Origin of the sequence: Halobacillus sp. Nhm2S1 (genome assembly GCF_019599545.1) — a bacterium.
Classification (GTDB): domain Bacteria; phylum Bacillota; class Bacilli; order Bacillales; family Halobacillaceae; genus Halobacillus.
Genome location: NZ_JAIEZV010000001.1, coordinates 447,108 through 469,278, shown reverse-complemented (window position 1 = coordinate 469,278; position 22,171 = coordinate 447,108). Strand labels below are relative to the sequence as shown.

Below are 22,171 nucleotides of genomic sequence, written 5' to 3'. Positions count from 1 at the left end.
CATAATAAAACGAGCTGAGCTTTTGGTGTTGGTTTCGAGAATCTTCCATGGCAAAGGGGCGGAGGGAAACGGTGAGACTCCTATGGGACGTGTGGGACAGGTGAGACCCCGCAGGACGAAAAGTCCGACGAGGCTCACCGCCCGCCCCATGGAAAGCGAACCTTTTCCCGGAGCCCCTAGAAACACATAATCGTCTGGAAACCGTGTCTTCCACTATAGGAAGCGTTTGTGGAGAAAAGAGATCTTTCCATCCTTCTACAAAACTTGCTAGTGAGTGGTTCAGATTGTGACAGACTTTTTAACCGGACGGGCTTATACTTTTCAGTACAGCAGATAAAGAGAAGGGGGGAGAGAGGATCATTTATCTTGATGCTGTCTGGTTGCTCAACCTTTTGATGGATGGCATGATTTTATCGCTTACACAGGGGATTACGAGAGCGAAATCATCGAAAATCAGATTGGCCACTGGGGCGTTTGTCGCCTCTACGATCGTCCCGATTACCATTTATATGCCGGATTCCTGGCTTGTAGGAAGTTTCGGGAAAATCTTTTTTTCAATATTCATCATCTGGGTGGCCTTTTCCTACACCTCTCTCCGTGCATTTTTTGTCCAGTGGATCAGTTTTTATTTTATTACCTTCGCCATCGGCGGAAGCATGATGGGGGTTCATTACTTTCTTGCGACAGAGATCAGCTTACAAGGGGGTTCAATCGTAACATTCAGTGGTGGTTATGGAGACCCGGTCAGTTGGTTGTTTGTAATCATTGGTTTTCCATGTTCCTTTGTTTTTACGAAATGGCGTTTGAATCAAGTCAGCGTCCATAAGATGAAGCTTGAGGATATTTATGATGTGACAGTAGAGTGGAATGGAAAGACCGCCCACTGTAAAGGGTTAGTAGATAGCGGAAACCAGCTCGTGGACCCGGTTAGTCGGAAAATGGTATTTCTCGCAGACTCTTTTTTATGGGAACAATTTTTATCAGAGGAACAGATCCAGCAGCTTGAAGTAGATCATGTCGTCACCGCTCTAGCGGAATTACCAGATGAGATTCAGTCCTCTGTACGGCTTGTTCCTTACCAGGCGGCAGGTGTTGCAGGAAAGTTACTCGTGACATTAATGGTGGATAAGATCACAGTAAAAACAGAGTCAGGCAATTTGGAAATGAAAGCGCCCCTTTTGGGGGTGCAGCAACAGGATTTAACACACGATCGCCTATACCAAATGCTCATCCATCCGCACTTGATGGTCAAAGGCAAATCAGCGTGATTTCAGGAGGGGGATTCCATGTTCAAGTGGTTCTTTAAAGCACGCCTATGGTATTATCGCTTACTTATGAAGCTTGGAATTAAACAAGATGAGATTTATTACATTGGTGGAAGTGAAGCCCTGCCACCACCATTATCGAGAGAAGAAGAGAGAGAATTGCTTGAACTTCTTCCCAAAGGAGATAAGGCGGCACGTGCGATGCTCATTGAGCGGAATTTAAGACTTGTCGTCTATATCGCCAGGAAGTTTGAAAACACGGGGTTGAACATAGAAGATTTAATCAGTATTGGGACGATCGGCCTCATCAAGGCCGTAAACACGTTTGATCCGGAAAAGAAAATCAAACTTGCGACCTACGCTTCCCGCTGCATAGAAAATGAAATACTCATGCACCTTAGAAAAAGCAATAAGTTGAAAACAGAAGTATCCTTTGATGAGCCATTGAATGTGGACTGGGACGGAAATGAACTTTTATTATCTGATATTTTAGGAACAGACGAGGATTTAATTACGAAAGGCATCGAAAAGAAAATCGATAAGAAATTACTCAAATCGGCGCTTGAGCAATTAAATGATCGTGAAAAACAAATCATGGAACTTCGTTTCGGATTGATTGGGAAAAAAGAAAAAACACAAAAAGATGTGGCAGATATGATGGGCATCTCACAGTCATATATATCAAGGCTTGAAAAGAAAATCATCCGCCGTTTACAACGCGAATTCGACAAAATGGTCTAACGGACGACGACCCTTTGATGCATAATTTTCCCACCCAGGGAGATACTGAGAACTGATTACAGCTTCCTGGGAGGGTCTTACATTGACACGACATAAAGTAGAGATATGCGGCGTAGATACATCAAAACTTCCGGTACTGAAAAATGCAGAAATGCGAGACCTGTTTGAACGCTTGCAAAGTGGAGAGCTGGAGGCAAGAGAACAGCTGGTGAATGGCAACCTCCGCCTCGTTTTATCCGTTATTCAGCGTTTTAACAATCGCGGAGAGTATGGAGACGATTTGTTCCAAGTTGGATGCATCGGTCTCATGAAATCCATTGATAATTTTGATTTAAGCCACAATGTGAAATTTTCTACTTACGCTGTACCTATGATCATTGGTGAAATTCGCAGGTACTTAAGAGACAACAACCCGATTCGTGTATCCAGATCCTTGCGCGACACAGCTTATAAAGCTTTGCAGATGCGTGAGAAAATGATTAGTGAGACGAGTAAAGATCCGGCTCCTCATGAAATCGCAGAACGAATGGGAGTCCCGCACGAAGATGTAGTCTTTGCGATGGATGCCATCCAGGATCCCGTATCCCTTTTCGAGCCGATCTACAATGACGGTGGTGATCCGATTTTTGTTGTCGATCAGTTGAAAGATGACCGGGAAAAAGATTCTGTTTGGCTTGATGAACTATCGCTAAGAGAAGGAATGAAGCAACTGAATGACCGAGAGAAAATGATTTTGACGAAACGCTTCTTTCAAGGGAAAACGCAAATGGAAGTCGCTGAGGAAATCGGAATCTCGCAAGCTCAAGTGTCGCGGCTAGAAAAAGCGGCCATTAAAGAAATGAATTCATCTATGTTCCAATGAAACCTTAAGCTTCTGCCCACGCAGAAGCTTTTTTTTATGACAAAACTTCCTCCACAAACGCTCCCTTTACTTGAAGACTTAGTTTCGAGACTTTAGTTGAGTGGATGGGGCTGCGGGGAATAGCTCGCTTTCCGCGGGAGCGCGGTGAGCCTCCTCGGACTTCGTCCCGTGGGAAGTGAGTGGTAGATGAGACCCCGCAGAGCGTTAGCTCGAGGAGGCTCATCACTCGCCCACGGAAAGCGAACCTTTTCCTGGAGCCCCTAAGCTCCCATAAAAGTCTTGAAACTGAGTCTTACAGAAACCTGCCATATCCATTAAAAAGAGTTTGAGTAAATGGGAGAATCATTTTCTCTGTTTTCTAATTTGTTGATGTTATGCATATAGTGGGAATAAGGAGTGTGAGGAGACATGAAAATCACGGAACTGCAAATGAAAGACGTCATTGCAATGGAAACAGGAGAAAGACTGGGCTATATAAGCGATCTTGATATTGATACTCAAAGAGGCCGGCTCAAGGGGCTTGTCCTCACGATGAAAGGAAAAGCCATGGGGCTTTTCGGAAAAGAAGAAGAGATGACGATTCCATGGGATCAAATTGTCAACATCGGAGCCGATGTCATTTTAGTGAAAAAGAACGGCTACAAAAGCATTTCTACAGTACAAAAGACAGAATCAGACGAATAAGAGAAGAAATTGGATGAAAAATGTGTTAAAATGGAGTGAAATTGAGGTGGTGTTCAAATGGAACCTTTCCAATCACATTCCATTAGACAGATGACTTGTTTTCATTCCCACCAGAATGTGACTGCAGGATTGACGACACGACAGGGCGGGCATAGTGAAGCCCCTTTCGATACGCTGAACATGGGGCTCCATGTATCCGATAAAAAAGAAGATGTATTGAATAATAGACGAGCGCTTGCCGAGGAGATTGGTATCCCTCTTTCCAGATGGGTCATCGGTGAGCAGGTTCATGGCACGGAGGTTGCTGCTGTAGATCAGAGGAGTGCCGGAGCTGGCACGACTTCTTTGCAGACAGCCGTGACGAACGTTGATGGATTGATTACCAACGAGAAAAACCTTGTCCTTGGCGCTTTCTTTGCAGATTGCGTACCTTTATATTTTGCTGATTCTGAATCAGGGTGGGTAGGCATTGCTCATGCTGGATGGAAGGGCACAGTAAACGGGATGGCAGGAGAGATGCTCCGCGCGCTGCAATACAAAGGATGTAAGCTTGAAAACATCCATGTCGTCATCGGGCCATCCATTGGTATGAAACACTATGAAGTAGATGACCATGTCATCAGTTTCATCCCTGAAAGTTACCAAAAAGAATGTGTGATAAACAAAGGAAAAGGGAAATATCAATTAGACCTTAAAGTTCTTCACAGGAGAATGATGATCGAAGAAGGTTTGAGGGCAGACAATATTCAAATGACTGACTTTTGTACATACGAGGAAGAAAAAACGTTTTATTCCCACCGTCGGGATCAGGGGAGTACGGGGCGTATGCTTGGGTTTATCACGCTTCGAACTTGATGAGCGGGAAGGAGTTCTAACATGTCGGTTGTAGATAACTTAGCAAAAATAGATCAAAAAATTGAACAAGCTTGTAAAAATAGTGGACGTGCTAAAAATGAAATCACCCTTATTGCGGTTACCAAATACGTCACTACTGAACGGGCACAAGAAGCCCTTAAGGCAGGAATTAAACATCTTGGAGAAAACCGTAAAGAAGGTCTTCTGGAAAAATATGAGGAAATCGGCGATCAGGCAACCTGGCATTTTATCGGGACCCTGCAATCGCGAAAAGTGAAGGATGTGATTGGACAAGTCTCCATGATCCACTCTCTTGACCGGAAATCCCTAGCGAAAGAGATAAACAAAAGGGCCAACTGCCCGGTTCCATGTTTTATTCAGGTGAATATTAGTGAAGAGGAATCCAAACACGGGTTGGCTGCTTCAGAAGTTGAATCTTTTATAGAAGTGTTAAGTCATTACGAAAATGTTAAAGTCGTCGGTCTGATGACGATGGCCCCTCATACAGACGACGAGGAGAAGTTGCGTGGTGTATTCCGCCAACTCAGGGCTTTAAGAGATCGCATCAGGGACAAAGGTTATCGTCATGCCCCTTGTGAATATTTGTCCATGGGAATGAGCAACGACTTCGCACTGGCGATCGAAGAAGGAGCGACACATATCCGCCTTGGCTCCAGTCTTGTCGGTGAATAAATAAAATCAGAGGTGATGAAAATGAGCATGAAAAATAAATTTCGTTCGTTTTTCACGTTGGATGATGAATACGAGTACATTGAGGAAGAAGTAGAAGATGATTACGAAGAAGAACCTGCACAGCGCCAACGAACGACGAAGAAACAGGAGCAGGGCAACGTCGTCAGTTTGAAAAGTGCTAAATCCTCATCAAAAATGGTATTGAGTGAGCCGAGCAGCTACAATGAAGCTCAGGACATTGCTGATCAGCTGGTCAACCGTCGTGCCGTGGTCATCAACTTACAGCGTGTTGATCATCATCAGGCAAAACGGATTGTAGATTTTTTAAGCGGAACGGTATATGCTATAGGTGGAGATATTCAGAAACTTGGTACACAAACATTTCTATGTACGCCTGATAACGTTGAGATTTCAGGGTCGATTTCAGAAATGATTGCACAAGAAGACGATGATATAAACAGAAGGTGGTAAGACATGGCGTTTTTGTTTCAGATTTTAATGACAGCACTACAAATTTACAGTTGGATTCTCATTATCTACATTTTGATGTCCTGGTTCCCTGGGGCACGTGAATCCAGTTTTGGTGAAGTTCTTTCACGATTGGCTGAGCCTTTCTTGGAGCCTTTCCGAAAAATTATTCCTCCTCTAGGTATGATTGATATTTCACCAATCGTTGCTATTCTCGTTTTGAACTTTGCTCGAGCAGGTTTAGGCGAACTATATTACATCATTATGGGATTATGAGTCTAGGAACAGATCAGAGAGCACATCTATGTTCTCACATCTGTTCCTTTTGGTAGTTATGGAGGTTTTTTAGGTGGATATCTATCAGCACTTTCGGAAAGAAGAAAAGCCATTCATTGATCAAGTCTTATCTTTTCGCGAAGATGTCGCTCTAAAATATCAGCGGAAACTGACAGATTTCCTCGACCCGAGGGAGCAGATGATCATGAAGGCGATTATGGGAAACGATCCGGATCTTATTTACGGATTGGAAGGTGGCGCGGATGCTAGTGAAAGAAAACGAGCCATCATCGCTCCTGATTACGAGATTATTGAAAAAGAGGACTTTCAACTGACTCTGTTGGAAGCTGCTTATCCTCAAAAATTTGTAACGCTGGAACACCGCGATGTTTTAGGAGCCTTTATGTCCTTAGGAATTCGCAGAGAGAAAATGGGCGACCTCGTGGTTCAAGATGGGACGATTCAAATTACAGCAGCTTCTGAGATTAGTGATTACATCAAAATGAACTTAACCGGCATTAAGCGTTCCAACGTACAATTTGATGAAAAACCATTATCCGCACGAATAGAGAGCAATGAAACATGGTCCACCAAACAAACGACGGTGTCTTCATTGCGCCTGGACGTTATGGTCAAGGAAATATACGGCATGTCCCGCAATAAAGCTTCGATGTTCATTGAAGCAGGCCAAGTAAAGGTTAATTTCCGTACCGTCGAAGACGCTTCTTTTCCATTAGAGGAAGGCGATCTCATTTCTCTACGTGGAAAAGGGAGGAGCAGGTTGGATGAAATCCTCGGCGAAACGAAGAAGGAAAAATATAAAGTCATGACATCAAAATTAAATTAATGCACCAACAAAGAAGGATAACGTAGGTTCCTGTCGAATTTATTAACTAGATCGATGTTTTGGGGAGGTGGATGGTGTGCCATTAACACCACTGGATATTCATAATAAAGAATTTACTCGCGGTTTCAGAGGGTATGATGAAGATGAGGTCAATGAATTTCTCGATCAGGTCATCAAAGATTATGAAATCGTCATACGCCAGAAGAAAGAGTTGGAGCGAGAAGTCAGTCAATTGAACGAACGTCTCGGTCACTTCAACGATATTGAGACGACGCTCAATAAATCAATTCTCGTCGCCCAAGAAACGGCAGAAGACGTAAAAAACAGTGCAAACAAAGAATCGAAATTAATCGTCAAAGAAGCAGAAAAGAATGCTGATCGTATCATTAATGAAGCATTGGAAAAGTCACGCCGCATTAATATCGAAGTTGAAGATATGAAAAAGCAGGCGAAAGTTTTCAAAACAAGACTGCGTATGCTGATAGAAGCTCAAATCGATATGATCGACAACGATGATTGGGATCATCTATTTGATACAGAGCTTGATGATGAGAAAGAAGTGGAGCGTAAAATGGAAGAGGAATACAGCTCCCAGCCATAATCCCATCCCGTACATACGGAAATTATTCTTTCATACTAACCAAGGTGCCGTTCCCACAAGAACGGCACCTTTTCTCTTCCACCCCTTCTTAAGCAAACGGGCAGGATTGTTGAAGACTCAGTTTCGAGACTTTTATGGGAGCTTAAGGCTCCGGGAAAAGGTTCGCTTTCCGTGGGCGAGTGATGAGCCTCCTCGAGCTAACGCTCTGCGGGGTCTCATCTACCACGCACTTCCCACAGGAGTCTCACCGTTTCCCTCCGCCCCTTTACCAAATGAGGTTCTCCAAATCCCTCTTAAAGTAACATGCCTAGTTGTGTTGGGGAATCCTGCTTAATCAACATCGGTATAGGATTCCTAACTACAAAAGCTCTTATTACTGGAAGGTAGTTTCGAGAATGTCTTACGAAAAGTGGGCGGAGGGGAATGGCGAGACTCCTGCGGGGAAAAAAAGTGCAGGGTGAGACCCCACAGGACGAAGTCCGAGGAGGCTCACCGCGCTCCCGCGGAAAGCGAGCTATTCCCCGCAGCCCCATCCACTCAACTAAAGTCTCGAAACTGAGTCTTCAAGTAAAGGGAGCTTATGTGGAAGTGAGAAGTTGTTCTTTGCAGAGGGAGTTTTGTGGTACAATAGGCTAGGACTAAGATTCATGGGGGACGCTTATGATTTTGTATTATATCATCGCCATTGGTCTCATCATCCTTGATCAGTGGACAAAGTGGCTTGTAGTCACGAAAATGAATATTGGAGAAAGCATAACGATCATTGAGAACTTTTTCTACTTGACCTCTCACCGAAATCAAGGAGCTGCCTGGGGAATCCTACAAGGGCAGATGTGGTTCTTTTATATCATAACAGTGGTCGTCATTGGTTTTGTCATTTATTATTTACATCAATATGGAAAAGAAAGTCGTTTTGTAGGTGTAGCTCTTGCATTCATCCTCGCAGGAGCGATTGGGAATTTCATCGACCGTGTATTTCGTAAGGAAGTCGTTGATTTCGCCAACACGTACATTTTCACTTACGACTTTCCTATTTTCAACGTAGCGGACTCTGCTCTTGTCGTCGGAGTGATTTTTGTCATGATTGCCACGTTCGTGGATGAGCGCAGAAAGAAAGGAAGTTTAAAATCTTGAGTGAACACTATAAGGTTACAGAAAACGATCAGTCCAAGCGGATTGATAAATTGTTAACAGAAGTCATCGAGGAAGCATCCAGATCTCAAATTCAGGGATGGCTTAAGGATGGCATTGTCTTCGTGGATGGGAAAGCGGTAAAGAGCAATTACAAGGTTCAGGAGGGGGAGAGCATCACTTGGCATATTCCTGAGCCTGAACCGATGGATATCCTGCCGGAGGACATTCCGATCGAGATTGTGTACGAAGATGAAGATGTGATTGTCGTCAATAAACCATCAGGAATGGTGATCCACCCGGCAGCGGGCCACTATTCCGGAACACTCGTAAATGCTCTATTATTCCATGTGAAAGATTTGTCTGGAATCAATGGGGTGGAGCGTCCGGGAATCGTCCACCGGATTGATAAAGACACGAGTGGTCTATTGATGGTTGCTAAAAATGATCTTGCTCATCAATCACTCGCTGAGCAACTGTCGAAAAAGACAGTGGAACGTAAATATGAGGCGATTGTTCATGGGGAAATTCATCATGAATATGGCACCATTGATGCACCGATTGGACGGGACCCTAAAGATCGTCAAAGGATGGCAGTGGTTGATGGTGGACGTGATGCGGTCACCCATTTCCGCGTGCTGCGTCATTTCACTGATTTCACCCTGGTCGAATGTAAACTGGAAACAGGACGTACGCACCAGATCCGGGTGCATATGCGCTACATCGAGCATCCATTAGCGGGAGATCCAAAGTACGGCCCTCGTAAAACGTTAGATCTTGATGGGCAGGCCTTGCATGCGAAATCCTTAGGTTTTGAGCATCCGAGAACAGGTGAATGGAAAAAGTTTGAGGTGGAGCCTCCAGCAGAATTTAAAGAGACACTGAAGTACTTGGAAACAAGAGAGGTATAAAAAGTTATTGACAAACCCTAAAGGGAGTGTCATACTTCCATATAGAATATAAAGACCTTTAAGGACAGTCCCGTGAGGCTGAAAAGGTGACGGTTATATACACAGGCTACGTGTATCGAGAACCCCTTTTCTGCCATTATGCGGAAAAGGGGTTTTTTCGTCACTATACCCATGATGCAAACAAGGAGGACTCAATCATGAATGCAAAAGCTACAGTACTCGATGATGCAGCGATCCGACGGGCATTGACCCGGATCTCACATGAAATTATAGAAAAAAATAAAGGGATTGAGGACCTTGTCCTAGTAGGGATTAAAACCCGAGGCGTTCCAATCGCTCAACGTCTCAAGGAAAAAATCCAAGAGATTGAAGGTGCAGACCTTCCGGATGGAGAGCTTGATATCACGCTTTACCGCGATGATTTGACTCCTAAGGAAAATGGAGCGGAACCTCAATTGAAAGAAACGAATATTACGACGGATATCGATGGCAAAAAAGTCATCCTCGTCGATGATGTTCTTTATACAGGCCGGACGGTGCGTGCCGCAATGGATGCACTGATCGACCATGGGCGACCGAAAGAAATCCAGCTGGCAGTTTTAGTAGACCGGGGACACCGGGAGCTGCCGATCCGAGCGGATTATGTAGGAAAAAATGTTCCGACTTCCCATGAAGAAATCATTACCGTCACTTTATCTGAAACGGATGAAGCAGACGAAGTGAAAATTTTTGAAAAATGAATGAAGAGTAACCTTTAAAGGAAGTCCCGTGAGGCTTAAAAGGTTCGTAAGGATACGTGTGTCTCTACACGTCTACCTCTTTGCGTTCTTTTTAAGCGCAAAGAGGTTTTTTTATGGGGAATTTTCGAGGGCTCAAAGCCACTTACTACCTCTCGCAGAAGAGGAGACATCAAGGAGGAATTCAATATGAAACAACATAAAGCAGCACTCGACGTTAATGAAGTCCCAGCACTCAATAAATGGCTTGTTCTAAGCCTCCAGCATCTGTTCGCGATGTTCGGCGCAACGATTCTCGTTCCTTTTCTGACCGGCTTATCGCCATCAGTAGCGCTCGTATCAAGCGGGTTTGGAACACTTGCTTACCTGCTTATTACAAGAGGGAAGGTCCCGGCCTATCTCGGCTCAAGTTTCGCTTTCATTGCTCCGATCATAGAAGTTTCAAAATCGAGCGGGGTTGCCGGGGCGATGGTTGGAAGTTTTCTTGCCGGCCTCGTCTACGGGTTGGTTGCACTTTTAATCTCCATTTTCGGTACGAAGTGGCTTATGAACCTGCTTCCTCCGATTGTCGTTGGCCCGGTCATCATAGTTATCGGTCTTGGATTAGCATCAACCGCTGTGGAGATGGCCATGTACTTACCGGGGCAGGAAGAAAACATCTACAGTGGCACACACTTCATGGTTGCGCTTGTCACATTGGCAATTACGATCATCGCATCAATCTACTTTAAAGGATTCTTCTCTCTGCTGCCGATCCTCTTCGGAATTGTCGGCGGGTATGCTTTCGCTATGACTCAAGGAATCGTAGACACAAGCGGGATTCAAGAAGAATGGACAGCAATAACCACAGCAGGTTCGTTTACAGGCGCCATAGCAGCTCTCTTCCAGGCTCCTGATTTCGTTGTCCCATTCATCGACTTCTCACCGCTGGAAGTGATCAGCTGGGAAATCGCCTTTCTGATGGTTCCTTTTGCGCTTGTCACCATTACGGAACATACAGGCGATCAAATGGTCTTATCAAAAGTCGTAGGAAGAAACTTTTTGAAAAATCCAGGTCTGGACAAATCCATTCTTGGGGATGGAGTCGCCACATTCATTGCCTCCTGCCTAGGAGGACCTCCGAACACGACGTATGGAGAAAATATTGGTGTGCTCGCGATTACACGAGTGTACAGTGTGTTCGTCATCGGAGGAGCGGCTGTCATCGCCATCGTCTTCGGTTTTATCGGCATGGTAACCGCGGTCATCAGCTCCATCCCGACAGCCGTTATGGGAGGGGTATCCATCCTTCTCTTCGGAATCATCGCCTCCAGCGGCCTGCGGATGTTAATTGATAATCAGATCGACTTTGGTGAAAAGCGAAACTTGATCATCGCCTCTGTCATCCTCGTCATCGGCGTAGGCGGTGCTTTCGTCCAAGTGACAGAGGATGTACAAATTGCAGGAATGGCGCTTGCAGCCATCATCGGTGTGGGACTTAATTTAATCCTTCCAGGGAAAGAAAAAGGACACGGAAATGGCCAGATGTTCGAAGCTCCTGAAGTCGAGCAACAGGAAAAGAAGAATCATGTAGCATAACCAACACTAGCTTCACGTTTTAACTGAGTCCCGAGAGGCTCAAAAAGGTGTACTAGGGATGGGCTCGTTTGTCATGCGACGAGTTCAGCACCCCCAGACACCTGGGGGTGCTTTTTTGCTCCTTAGTCCCCGTTACATTAATTAAAGGAACGGAGAGATGTACATGACCGCCATTCAATCCAAAAGGAATTTGCTTTCCATGAAACAGCTGAGCAATGAACAGATCTATCATCTGATTCATTTAGCAGATCGATTGAAAGACCCCGCAAACGTCCTCTCTTATTCGGGACTTTTTGCTGCCAATCTATTTTTAGAACCGAGCACACGTACAAAAACGAGCTTTCACATAGCCGAAAGGAAGTTGGGTTTTGATGTCGTCGAGTTGGATGGAGTTGATTCCAGCTTAACGAAAGGGGAAAGCTTGTATGACACGTTAAAGACGTTGGAGTCCATCGGCGTAGATCTAGCTGTCGTCAGGCAGTCCGAAGTCGGCGGCCTGTCAGCATGTACAGAAGAATTGGAGATGCCCCTCATCAATGCCGGGGATGGCTGCGGGGAACACCCGACACAATCCCTTCTGGACTTGTACACGATCCATGAACATTTTCATAGTTTCAGAGGCTTGCATATATGCATTGCGGGAGATTTGAAACATAGCCGGGTGGCAAGGTCCAATGCTTATGCACTGAGACAGCTCGGGGCCCGGATATCTTTTGTCAGTAAACCAGATTGGCAGGACCCTACCATGACAAAGGACTACATTACGATGGACGAAGCCGTTGAAACGTGTGATGTCCTGATGCTGCTGCGGATTCAACATGAGCGGCATACAAACCATGGTGGAACAGGAAGTTATTTAAAAGAATATGGGCTGACCGTCGAAAGGGAGGCACGAATGATGAACCACAGCATCATCCTTCATCCAGCTCCTGTCAATCGCGGGGTGGAAATCGATGTGAGGCTTGTGGAATGTGAAAAATCAAAGATTTTCAGGCAAATGACGAATGGAGTGACAATGCGGATGGCCATCATCCACGCACTCATGAAAGGGGAGCTTTAAATGAAGAAGAAAATCATCAACGGTCAGGTGTTTAAGGATCATAGCTTTGATTCATGCGAAATTCTGATCGAGGACGGTAAAATTGTTGAAATAGCTCCGGATGTCGGAGAAGCGGATGAAGTCATAGATGCGAAAGAGGGGCTTGTTCTGCCCGGGTTGGTCGATGTCCATATCCATTTGCGTGAACCTGGAGACGAACAAAAAGAAACGATACGTACTGGGACAGAAGCTGCGGCTCGTGGAGGATTCACAACGGTGTGTGCCATGCCGAACACAAAGCCTGTACCTGATTCCGAAGAGAACATGGAAACATTAATGGAGAAGATCAAGCAGGAGGCATCCGTTCGAGTGCTGCCTTATGCTTCCATAACGATTCGTCAACTTGGAAGAGAGCTTGTTGACATGCCGACGCTGTCAAAAATGGGTGCCTTCGCCTTTACCGATGATGGAGTCGGTGTTCAAACCGCGGGCATGATGTACGAAGCGATGAAGGAAGCGAGTCGTCTGAACAAAGCCATTGTTGCTCACTGCGAAGATAATTCACTCGTGTACAAAGGTGTCGCTCATGAGGGCGAGGTAAGCGAGAGGCTCGGCCTCCCTGGCATAGCGAATGTTGCTGAATCCGTGCAAATCGCAAGAGACGTCCTTCTTGCCGAAGCGACCGGCTGCCATTATCACGTGTGTCACGTATCAACGAAGGAATCGGTGAGGGTCATCCGGGATGCGAAAAAGGCAGGGATTCATGTCACCGCAGAAGTGACACCGCACCATTTGATTCTTAACGAAACGGATATCCCTGAAGACGATGCCTTTTTCAAAATGAACCCACCGCTTCGTTCCAAAGAAGATCAGAAAGCGCTCATCGAGGGTTTGATAGACGGAACCATTGATTTTATTGCGACCGATCATGCCCCGCATACGGAAGAAGATAAGAAAGAAGGCTTCCTCTACTCGCCGTTTGGTATTACAGGTTTGGAAACCGCCTTTCCGCTGTTGTACACCCACTTTGTAGAAAAGCATGGAATTCAGCTGGAACGTCTTGTGGCATGGCTGACGTCGAAGCCGGCAGAGACTTTCGGGATCCCTTATGGAACATTGGAAAAAGGAGCTCCAGCGGATGCAACCATTGTGGAAGTGAATCAGGAGCGGATGATTGACCGTCACAGCTTTGCCTCAAAAGGAAAGAACACGCCTTTCCATGGCTGGAGAGCGAAAGGATGGCCGGAGCTAACAATGGTTGAAGGGAAAATTGTATGGGAGGGGAAAACGCATGAAACAACTCGTGCTTGAAGATGGGACGGTATTTGCAGGGGAAGGATTTGGAAGTGAACGGGAAACAATCGGAGAGGTCGTATTCAATACAGGGATGAGCGGCTATCAGGAAGTGATTTCTGACCCGTCTTATTACGGGCAGCTGATCACCTTCACGTATCCACTCATCGGAAACTATGGGATAAATCGCGATGATTTTGAAACCGTCAATCCGGGAGTCTTCGGGGTCATTGTAAAAGAACACTGTGATTTTCCATCCAATTTCCGGAATGAAGAAACCATCGATGAATTTCTAAAAGCGAAAAACATTCCAGGCATCAGCGATATTGATACGAGAAAGCTGACAAAAATCATACGCCAACATGGAACGATGAAGGCGATGATCACTTCTACTGATCGTCCGGTATCGGAAGTTCTTCACATACTGGAAGCTACTCCTTCATTGAATGACCAAGTCAAGCAAGTGTCAACGGTGAAGCCTTATGTCGTTCCAGGACGTGGAGAGCGGATCGTCCTTGTTGATTACGGCATGAAACACGGCATTTTACGAGAGTTCACGAAGCGCGATTGCCATGTGACCGTCGTTCCTTACCATACTTCAGCAGAAGAGATCCTAAGGCTGAAACCGGATGGCGTCATGCTGTCGAACGGTCCTGGAGATCCAAAAGATGTTCCGGAAGCGATTCAAACGATCCGTGAACTGATTGGTCAGGTACCGATTTTTGGAATCTGTCTCGGGCACCAGCTGATTGCTCTCGCATCTGGCGCAGATACTTCTAAGATGAAATTCGGACATAGAGGAATTAATCAGCCTGTGAAAGATCTGGATACAGGCAGAACCTATATCACATCACAGAACCATGGCTATGCAGTCAATCTTCATTCACTGGAACAGACCGAACTGCGTCTTTCCCAAGTTTCTTTGAATGACAACTCCGTGGAAGGGCTGAAACATACGAACCATCCGGTTTTCTCTGTACAATACCATCCGGAAAGTTCACCGGGACCGGAAGACACCGCCCACTTATTCGATGAATTCCTGAAAATGATCGATCACTATCAAAAGACAACGAAGGAGGACTCTCAATGCCTAAGCGTACAGATTTAACTAAAATTCTCGTCATCGGATCCGGTCCAATCGTCATCGGCCAGGCGGCTGAATTCGATTATTCCGGCACACAAGCATGCCAATCGTTGAAAGAAGAAGGGTATGAAGTCATCCTTGCGAATTCGAATCCAGCCACGATCATGACCGACCATACCTTTGCCGATCAGGTCTATATGGAACCACTGACCCTTGAGTTCCTTCAGAAAATCATTCGAAAAGAAACCCCGGATGCGATTCTTCCGACGCTTGGAGGGCAGACGGGGCTGAATATGGCAGTAGAATTGAGTGAATCTGGCATTCTAGAAGAATTTAATGTAGAGCTGTTAGGGACGCCGCTCGATGCCATTCAACAAGCGGAAGACCGTGAAAAATTCCGGGCCTTGATGCATGAGATGAACCAGCCTGTACCTGAAAGTGAAATTGTCAGCACAGTAGAAGAAGCACTGGATTTTGCGGGGGAAATCGGTTTTCCGGTTATTGTCCGTCCGGCTTACACGATGGGCGGAGCCGGCGGGGGCATGTGTGATGATGCCGCTCAGTTGAAAGAGATTGCTAGAAGCGGACTTGCCGCTTCTCCGGTCAGCCAGTGCTTGATAGAGAAAAATATTGCCGGTTTCAAAGAAGTGGAGTATGAGGTGATGCGTGATGGTGCGGACAATAAAATCGTCGTTTGTAACATGGAAAACTTCGATCCTGTCGGGATTCATACCGGAGATTCCATCGTTGTCGCTCCTTCCCAAACGCTGAGTGACAGGGAATATCAAATGCTTAGAAATGCTTCCTTGGAAATTATCCAGGCTCTCCGAATTGAAGGTGGGTGTAATGTCCAGCTTGCGCTTGATCCGAATAGTTTCCAATATTACATCATCGAAGTGAATCCGCGGGTCAGTCGTTCTTCAGCGCTTGCTTCCAAGGCGACCGGCTATCCGATTGCAAAACTAGCAGCCAAGATCGCAGTGGGGATGACACTAGATGAAATCAAGAACCCGGTCACTGGTACGACCTATGCCTGTTTTGAACCAGCCCTCGATTATGTCGTTACGAAAATCCCGCGATGGCCGTTCGATAAATTCGCAAAAGGGAACCGTACACTTGGTACGCAGATGAAAGCGACCGGTGAAGTGATGAGCATCGGCAGGAGCTTTGAAGAATCTCTCCTGAAAGGCATCCGTTCGCTAGAAGGCGATACAGAAGAGTTGTATCTCTCTTATGCGGAACATATGAAAGAAGAAGAACTTACGAGAAGGTTGAAAAAAGCGGATGACGAACGGATTTTCTTAATCGCAGAGGCGTTAAGAAGAGGATATTCCATAGAAAGTCTGCATGAAACGACAGGCGGAATTGATTTATTCTTCCTTTATAAATTGCAGCGGATCATCCAGCTCGAAAAACAAGTCGCACAAGGTGAAGTGGATGCTGCCTTGTTGCAGAAGGTCAAAAGAATCGGATTTTCTGATGCTCAGATTGCACGATTAACCCAACGGAAAGAAGCAGAAGTTCGTGAATGGAGAAGAAGTCACGGTATTCGCCCTGTGTACAAGATGGTCGATACGTGTGCTGGTGAGTTTGAATCTGAAACACCTTATTTTTACAGCAGTTATGAAGATGAAAACGAAGCCATTCCGAGTGAAAATAAAAAAGTGCTTGTCATTGGTTCTGGCCCGATCCGGATTGGCCAGGGGGTCGAATTCGACTATGCAACCGTCCATTCTGTCCTGGCTCTCAAGGAAATGGGCTATGAAGCCATCATTATGAACAATAATCCAGAAACAGTCTCCACAGACTTCAGCGTTTCTGACAAGCTTTTTTTTGAGCCATTAGCGCTTGAAGATGTGATGAACGTCATTGATCTCGAACAGCCTGAAGGTGTCATCGTCCAGTTTGGGGGCCAGACAGCCATTAACCTGGTAGACGGATTGACGAAGGAAGGCGTCAAAATTCTGGGCACCACAATGGAGTCCATTGATAAAACGGAAGACAGAGACTTGTTTGAACAGTTGCTCAACGATTTGAACATCCCTAAACCAGGAGGGGAAAGTGTCACAAGCGCAGAGGAAGCATTCCTTGCTGCTGAGAAAATCGGCTATCCACTTGTGGTCAGACCTTCTTATGTCCTGGGAGGCCGTGCGATGGCGATCGTCTATTCAAACGAAGAGCTCTCTTCTTACTTGGAAACAAATGCAGCCGCACACAATGGTCACCCCATTTTGATCGACAAGTACATGACGGGAATGGAGATCGAAGTCGATGCCATCTCGGACGGGGAAGATGTTTTCATTCCAGGGATCATGGAGCATATTGAACGCGCCGGTGTTCACTCCGGAGATTCTATGGCGGTATATCCGACGCAGCGGCTTACAAAGGACCTTGAACAACAGTGTATCGATGCGACAACGAAGATTGCCAGAGAGCTGAATATGAAGGGGCTCATCAATATCCAGTTCGTCGCTTACAAAGGAACGGCTTACGTTCTGGAAGTGAACCCGAGAGCAAGCCGGACGGTACCTTTCCTGAGTAAAATCACAGGCGTACCAATGGCACGACTTGCGACGAAGGTTCTCTTAGGTAAAACGTTGAAAGAAGAAGGATTCCCTTCCGGAGTCGCTGCCAAGCCAAATGGTGTCTATGTCAAAGTCCCTGTGTTCTCCTTTGAAAAATTGAGAAGTGTCGATACGACGCTCGGGCCTGAGATGAAGTCGACGGGTGAAGTCATCGGGTATGATCAAACGTTGGAAAAAGCCCTCTATAAAGGAATGACATCCGCAGGGTTGAAAATACCGACACAAGGATCAGTCCTGTTGACGGTCGCAGACAAAGATAAATCCGAGATGCTGGACATTGCGAAGACATTCTTTGAGCTGGGCTTCCGGTTGTTCGCTACAGAAGGTACAGCTTCAGTAATAGAAGAAGCGAAGATTCCGGTGGAAGCCGTAGGAAAAGTGGGTTCTGATCAGCGCGATGTCATTGATCTGATCCAACAAGGGGAAGTACAATTCGTCGTCAATACACTCAATAAAGGCATGCGTGCAAGATCGGACGGATTCAGAATCCGTAGAGAAGCCGTCGAACATGGCCTCGCCTGCTTAACCAGTCTGGACACGGCAAAAACCATTGTTGATGTCATCAATGCTATGTCCTTCTCGGCACGTGCGATCACACCGATGGAAGGGGTGTCAGGATGAAAAATGAAAGGATGATCATTGTTAGGCATGAAAAGCTTGCGAGAGATACGCACCTTCTCATGCTGGAGGGGGATTTGGCCCGGGACATTGCAGATCCCGGCCAATTCGTCCACGTCAAGATTGATGGATTCTACCTGCGACGCCCCATATCCATTGCGGATTATGATCCGTTAAATGATACAGTGACTCTCATTTATAAAGTCATGGGAAACGGGACGAAGGCTTTGACGCGTTTTCAGATAGGGGAAAACTTAGACGTTCTTGGTCCTGGAGGTCAAGGGTTTCCGACATCTCAAATCCATTCCGAGCATGTCCTGATTATAGGTGGGGGAATCGGAGTACCCCCGCTTTACAGCACGGCGAAGAAACTGAAAGAAAACGGAGTGGCAATCACGAGTATTCTCGGTTTTAGATCCAGAGAGGATGCTTTTTTAGTGGATGAATTCCGAGCCCTTGGAGAAGTCCACGTGACGACAGAAGATGGATCATTGGGAAGGAGCGGCCGTGTGACGGACGCTCTTCCTGATGTGAAAGATAATTACCAGCACTACTTGTCCTGTGGTCCGACAGTGATGCTGAAAGCCGTGGCTGATCTTCTTCCCGACAAAGAAGGATACTTGTCCATGGAAGAGCGAATGGGCTGTGGAATCGGAGCTTGCTTTGCGTGTGTCGTTGAATCGAAAGATGAAAAAGGATACAAGCGCATCTGTTGTGATGGACCTGTATTCAAAGCCGGGGAGGTCGTCTTAGCATGAATTTATCTGTGAATCTACCGGGTTTGAACCTGAAAAATCCTGTTATGCCGGCATCAGGCTGTTTTGCATTCGGGAAGGAATTCGCCCAATTTTATGATCTATCCACCCTTGGAGCCGTCATTATGAAAGCGGCTACGAAGGAACGCCGCTTTGGAAATGGCACGCCACGTGTCGCAGAAACCGCAAGTGGCATGTTGAATGCGATCGGACTGCAAAACCCTGGGGTGGAAAGCATCATCTCAGACGAGATTCCTTTTTTGAAAAACCATCACCTTCCGATTATTGCAAATGTTGCTGGCAGTACAGTAGAGGAGTATGTGGAGGTCGCTGAAAAAATCTCTCCTCACGTGGATGCCATTGAATTGAACATTTCTTGTCCGAATGTGAAAGAGGGGGGCGTGCAGTTCGGCACCGATCCGGTCTTAGCTAAAGAAGTGACCCGTCATGTCGTTGAAGTTAGCCATGTACCTGTGTATGTGAAGCTTTCCCCGAACGTGACCGACGTCGTCGAGATGGCTCTTGCAGCAGAGGACGCAGGTGCATCAGGCATTTCAATGATTAATACGTTAACAGGAATGAGGATTGACCCTAAGACACGAAAACCTGTCATTGCAAATGGAACAGGTGGGCTCTCAGGAGCAGCGATTAAACCAATCAGTATCCGGATGATCCATCAGGTTTATCAGGCCGTATCTATTCCGATCATTGGCATGGGCGGGATTGAAACAGCTGAGGATGTATTGGAATACTTACTTGCCGGTGCGAGTGCTGTGGCGATCGGAAGTGCGAACTTCAAAAATCCTTTCATTTGTAAGGAAATCATTGAAGAATTGCCGGCAGTTCTTGCGCGCTACGGTTTTTCAAACATAATGCAAGCGATTGGAGGTGCCCATGTTGAAAAAGTTGAAACCCCTGTACTTCGCTCTTGATTTCCAAACAGGAAACGAGGCCTTGGATTTCTTGGAGTGTCACCATCTTACGGCCATTCCGGTTAAAGTGGGTATGGAGCTTTTTTATAAAGAAGGCCCTAGCATCATCCATCGATTAAAAGAAAACGGGCACGAAATTTTTCTCGATTTGAAACTGCATGACATTCCAGAAACGGTCCGCCGTGCGATGAGAAATCTTGCAAGCATGAACGTCGATGTCGTCAACGTCCATGCTCAAGGTGGGGAAGACATGATGAAAGCAGCTAAGATTGGCTTAGAAGAAGGGGCACACAATCATGTGCCTGTGTTATTAGCTGTCACCGTCCTTACTTCTTCAGATCAACAAATGCTGAATGAACAGTTGCTGATTGAACATCCTTTAGCTGAAGTAGTCAAGCATTACGGCATGGGGGCGGAGAAATGTGGGGTGGATGGTGTCGTTTGCTCGGTAGAAGAGGCCGGGATCATAAAGAAAAATACGGGGCTGGTTACTTTGACACCCGGCATCCGTCTCGCTGGTGGAGAACATCACGACCAGAAACGTGTCGCTACTCCTGAGAAGGCTCGGATTAACGGAAGTGATGCAATGGTTGTAGGTAGAGCCATCCGAGACGCAGAAAATCCCCAAAGAATGTATAGAAAGATAAAGGAGGCCTTTCAGTATGAGTCAATCAACCCTCATTCGTGACCTGCTTCACATAGGAGCGGTTAAAATTGAAACCGATCACTACTTCACATGGACGTCCGGATTAAAGTCTCCGATTTATTGCGACAATCGTTTAACGATGTCTTATCCTGAAGTAAGAAAAGACATTGCTGAAGCATTTGCGAAAAAAATCGAGGCTCTAGGTCCTATCGATGTGATTGCAGGGTGTGCGACAGCAGGCATTCCCCATGCGGCCTGGGTGGCAGATCTTCTGAACCTTCCTATGGTATATGTACGTTCTTCAGCCAAAAAGCATGGAAAAGGAAATCAGATTGAAGGTCATATTGATAGGGGGCAAAAGGCGATCGTCATCGAGGATTTAATATCAACTGGAAAATCGTCGATAGAAGCAGCAGAAGCCCTCCAGGATGAAGGAGTTGAAGTGGTTGAAGTACTGTCGATCTTCACCTATAATCTTCAAGCGGCGCAGGAAGCATTCAGGGAAAGAAGCTATTCGTACCAATCACTGACCAGTTATGAAGAGCTCCTTCAGCAGTTACTTACCGAAAATCAAATCGAAAAAGAACAAGAGCAGCTGTTGATGAAGTGGAGACAGGATCCTTATGTTTTTACGAATTCTTAACAGCTAAGGGAGTTGCTATTTCTGCAGTCTCCTAGTACGATGAAGTCATCAAAACGTATTGGTGATGAAAATGAAATCTAAAAAACATTCTTTTTTCATACTCATGAATGCCTCGCTCGGCTTATTGACCTGTTTTGTCTATCTATATACGTGGGTGGCGTTTGCATTTATGGAGTCTATGTGGTCCTTAGAACCCTTATTAAGCTTGTTCGCTTCTCTCGCGTTGTTTATTCTCTGGAATGTTTACATGCTGAAGCGCGAGAGACGAAGATACTGGGCACAAGCGATTTTTTCTTATCTTGCATCGATAGCGGTATTCGCATATTTCCTAACCTGAAACCACGATTCAATCGTGGTTTTTTTTATCCACTGACAAGAATGCCACTGAAGATTTATTATAGATCATCTCCCTATTCTTGAAGAGTCATTTTTGAGGCTTTTGTTGAGTGGATGGGGCAGAGGGGAATAGCTCCTTTTCTGCGGTGCCCCACACGAGGTATGGGCGTTCGATGTGGGCGCGCGACGTGCCGAACTTAATAGAATTTCCACAATTCTTAGACGCTCCTCGGACTGCGTCCTGTGGGGCTCACCATGCCCTTTCTTCCTCTTCGATATCCGATGCCGGACGCCCCCATTAAAACACTGTTACAGCGCGCTTTATGACTACTAATCAAGGAGGTTGGAAGTTGCTCCCCCGCAGAGCGAGTGGCTTCCCAACCACCCTTGACGCTCAATTCAGCAACGAACCGTGATTATCTCGGAGTCAAGTCTTCAAAAACCCTGCCATTTTGCTAAACAAGGAAACAGCGATGAAAGACAATCAGATAAATGCTTAAGAAAGACCGGTTCCCTTTTGACAGATGGGATAGAGCGCTCTATAATTTATCTCTATCTATCCTATCCTTAATTATGGAGCGTAAGGGGATT

The 22,171-nt window shown here is 45.9% G+C and carries 22 protein-coding genes; all 22 read left to right on the top strand.

Translation table 11 applies throughout. The features are described from left to right. The first annotated feature begins 314 nt into the window (after nt 1–314). Entirely contained in the window at nt 315–1,268 is a 954-nt protein-coding gene (gene spoIIGA, locus K2225_RS02380; RefSeq protein ID WP_370632716.1) for a sigma-E processing peptidase SpoIIGA, read from the top strand. Between the two features lie 18 nt (nt 1,269–1,286). Then, entirely contained in the window at nt 1,287–2,006 is a 720-nt protein-coding gene (gene sigE / locus K2225_RS02375; protein WP_089652821.1) for an RNA polymerase sporulation sigma factor SigE, read from the top strand. A gap of 82 nt (nt 2,007–2,088) precedes the next feature. Beyond that, nucleotides 2,089–2,868, top strand: coding sequence for an RNA polymerase sporulation sigma factor SigG (gene sigG / locus K2225_RS02370; RefSeq protein WP_146818891.1), 780 nt, complete (start codon nt 2,089–2,091; stop codon nt 2,866–2,868). A gap of 408 nt (nt 2,869–3,276) precedes the next feature. Continuing rightward, nucleotides 3,277–3,552, top strand: coding sequence for a YlmC/YmxH family sporulation protein (locus tag K2225_RS02365; RefSeq protein WP_089652824.1), 276 nt, complete (start codon nt 3,277–3,279; stop codon nt 3,550–3,552). A 57-nt stretch (nt 3,553–3,609) separates the two neighbouring features. Next, nucleotides 3,610–4,407 (top strand): peptidoglycan editing factor PgeF, encoded by a 798-nt coding sequence (pgeF, locus tag K2225_RS02360; protein WP_220583311.1) that lies wholly within the window; start codon nt 3,610–3,612, stop codon nt 4,405–4,407. Between the two features lie 21 nt (nt 4,408–4,428). Next, nucleotides 4,429–5,100, top strand: a complete 672-nt coding sequence (locus K2225_RS02355) for a YggS family pyridoxal phosphate-dependent enzyme (protein ID WP_220583310.1) — start codon at nt 4,429–4,431, stop codon at nt 5,098–5,100. Nucleotides 5,101–5,121: 21 nt separating this feature from the next. Then, nucleotides 5,122–5,571 carry a cell division protein SepF gene (locus K2225_RS02350; RefSeq protein ID WP_146818889.1) on the top strand — a complete coding sequence of 150 codons (450 nt, stop codon included), beginning with the start codon at nt 5,122–5,124 and terminating at the stop codon, nt 5,569–5,571. A 3-nt stretch (nt 5,572–5,574) separates the two neighbouring features. Then, nucleotides 5,575–5,844, top strand: a complete 270-nt coding sequence (locus tag K2225_RS02345) for a YggT family protein (protein WP_089652828.1) — start codon at nt 5,575–5,577, stop codon at nt 5,842–5,844. Between the two features lie 73 nt (nt 5,845–5,917). After that, nucleotides 5,918–6,691, top strand: coding sequence for a YlmH family RNA-binding protein (locus tag K2225_RS02340; protein ID WP_220583309.1), 774 nt, complete (start codon nt 5,918–5,920; stop codon nt 6,689–6,691). Nucleotides 6,692–6,767: 76 nt separating this feature from the next. Further along, nucleotides 6,768–7,292, top strand: a complete 525-nt coding sequence (locus tag K2225_RS02335) for a DivIVA domain-containing protein (protein WP_220583308.1) — start codon at nt 6,768–6,770, stop codon at nt 7,290–7,292. Nucleotides 7,293–7,952: 660 nt separating this feature from the next. Further along, complete coding sequence (lspA, locus tag K2225_RS02330; RefSeq protein WP_146816600.1) at nt 7,953–8,426, top strand: signal peptidase II; 474 nt, start codon at nt 7,953–7,955, stop codon at nt 8,424–8,426. Further along, nucleotides 8,423–9,334 carry an RluA family pseudouridine synthase gene (locus K2225_RS02325; protein WP_220583307.1) on the top strand — a complete coding sequence of 304 codons (912 nt, stop codon included), beginning with the start codon at nt 8,423–8,425 and terminating at the stop codon, nt 9,332–9,334. The genes lspA and K2225_RS02325 overlap by 4 nt, the downstream gene beginning before the upstream one ends. A gap of 86 nt (nt 9,335–9,420) precedes the next feature. Further along, nucleotides 9,421–10,074, top strand: coding sequence for a bifunctional pyr operon transcriptional regulator/uracil phosphoribosyltransferase PyrR (gene pyrR, locus K2225_RS02320; protein WP_370632684.1), 654 nt, complete (start codon nt 9,421–9,423; stop codon nt 10,072–10,074). 186 nt (nt 10,075–10,260) lie between these two features. Continuing rightward, nucleotides 10,261–11,649, top strand: coding sequence for a solute carrier family 23 protein (locus K2225_RS02315; RefSeq protein ID WP_220583305.1), 1,389 nt, complete (start codon nt 10,261–10,263; stop codon nt 11,647–11,649). Between the two features lie 163 nt (nt 11,650–11,812). Continuing rightward, the gene (locus K2225_RS02310; RefSeq protein WP_220583304.1) at nt 11,813–12,709 is read left to right on the top strand and encodes an aspartate carbamoyltransferase catalytic subunit; all 897 of its coding nucleotides are present in this window, start codon (nt 11,813–11,815) and stop codon (nt 12,707–12,709) included. Next, a complete protein-coding gene (locus K2225_RS02305) occupies nt 12,710–13,999 on the top strand; it encodes a dihydroorotase (protein WP_220583303.1) in 1,290 nt (429 codons plus the stop codon). Continuing rightward, the gene (locus tag K2225_RS02300) at nt 13,980–15,089 is read left to right on the top strand and encodes a carbamoyl phosphate synthase small subunit (protein WP_220583302.1); all 1,110 of its coding nucleotides are present in this window, start codon (nt 13,980–13,982) and stop codon (nt 15,087–15,089) included. Before K2225_RS02305 ends, K2225_RS02300 begins: the two co-directional genes overlap by 20 nt. After that, nucleotides 15,068–18,271: a carbamoyl-phosphate synthase large subunit gene (gene carB, locus K2225_RS02295; protein WP_220583301.1), complete on the top strand. Its 3,204-nt coding sequence runs from the start codon at nt 15,068–15,070 to the stop codon at nt 18,269–18,271. Before K2225_RS02300 ends, carB begins: the two co-directional genes overlap by 22 nt. Beyond that, complete coding sequence (locus tag K2225_RS02290) at nt 18,268–19,026, top strand: dihydroorotate dehydrogenase electron transfer subunit (protein ID WP_220583300.1); 759 nt, start codon at nt 18,268–18,270, stop codon at nt 19,024–19,026. The genes carB and K2225_RS02290 overlap by 4 nt, the downstream gene beginning before the upstream one ends. After that, complete coding sequence (locus tag K2225_RS02285; protein ID WP_220583299.1) at nt 19,023–19,955, top strand: dihydroorotate dehydrogenase; 933 nt, start codon at nt 19,023–19,025, stop codon at nt 19,953–19,955. Before K2225_RS02290 ends, K2225_RS02285 begins: the two co-directional genes overlap by 4 nt. Beyond that, nucleotides 19,921–20,643, top strand: a complete 723-nt coding sequence (gene pyrF / locus K2225_RS02280; protein ID WP_220583298.1) for an orotidine-5'-phosphate decarboxylase — start codon at nt 19,921–19,923, stop codon at nt 20,641–20,643. The genes K2225_RS02285 and pyrF overlap by 35 nt, the downstream gene beginning before the upstream one ends. Further along, nucleotides 20,618–21,244 carry an orotate phosphoribosyltransferase gene (pyrE, locus tag K2225_RS02275; RefSeq protein WP_220583297.1) on the top strand — a complete coding sequence of 209 codons (627 nt, stop codon included), beginning with the start codon at nt 20,618–20,620 and terminating at the stop codon, nt 21,242–21,244. The genes pyrF and pyrE overlap by 26 nt, the downstream gene beginning before the upstream one ends. Nucleotides 21,245–22,171 lie beyond the last annotated feature (927 nt).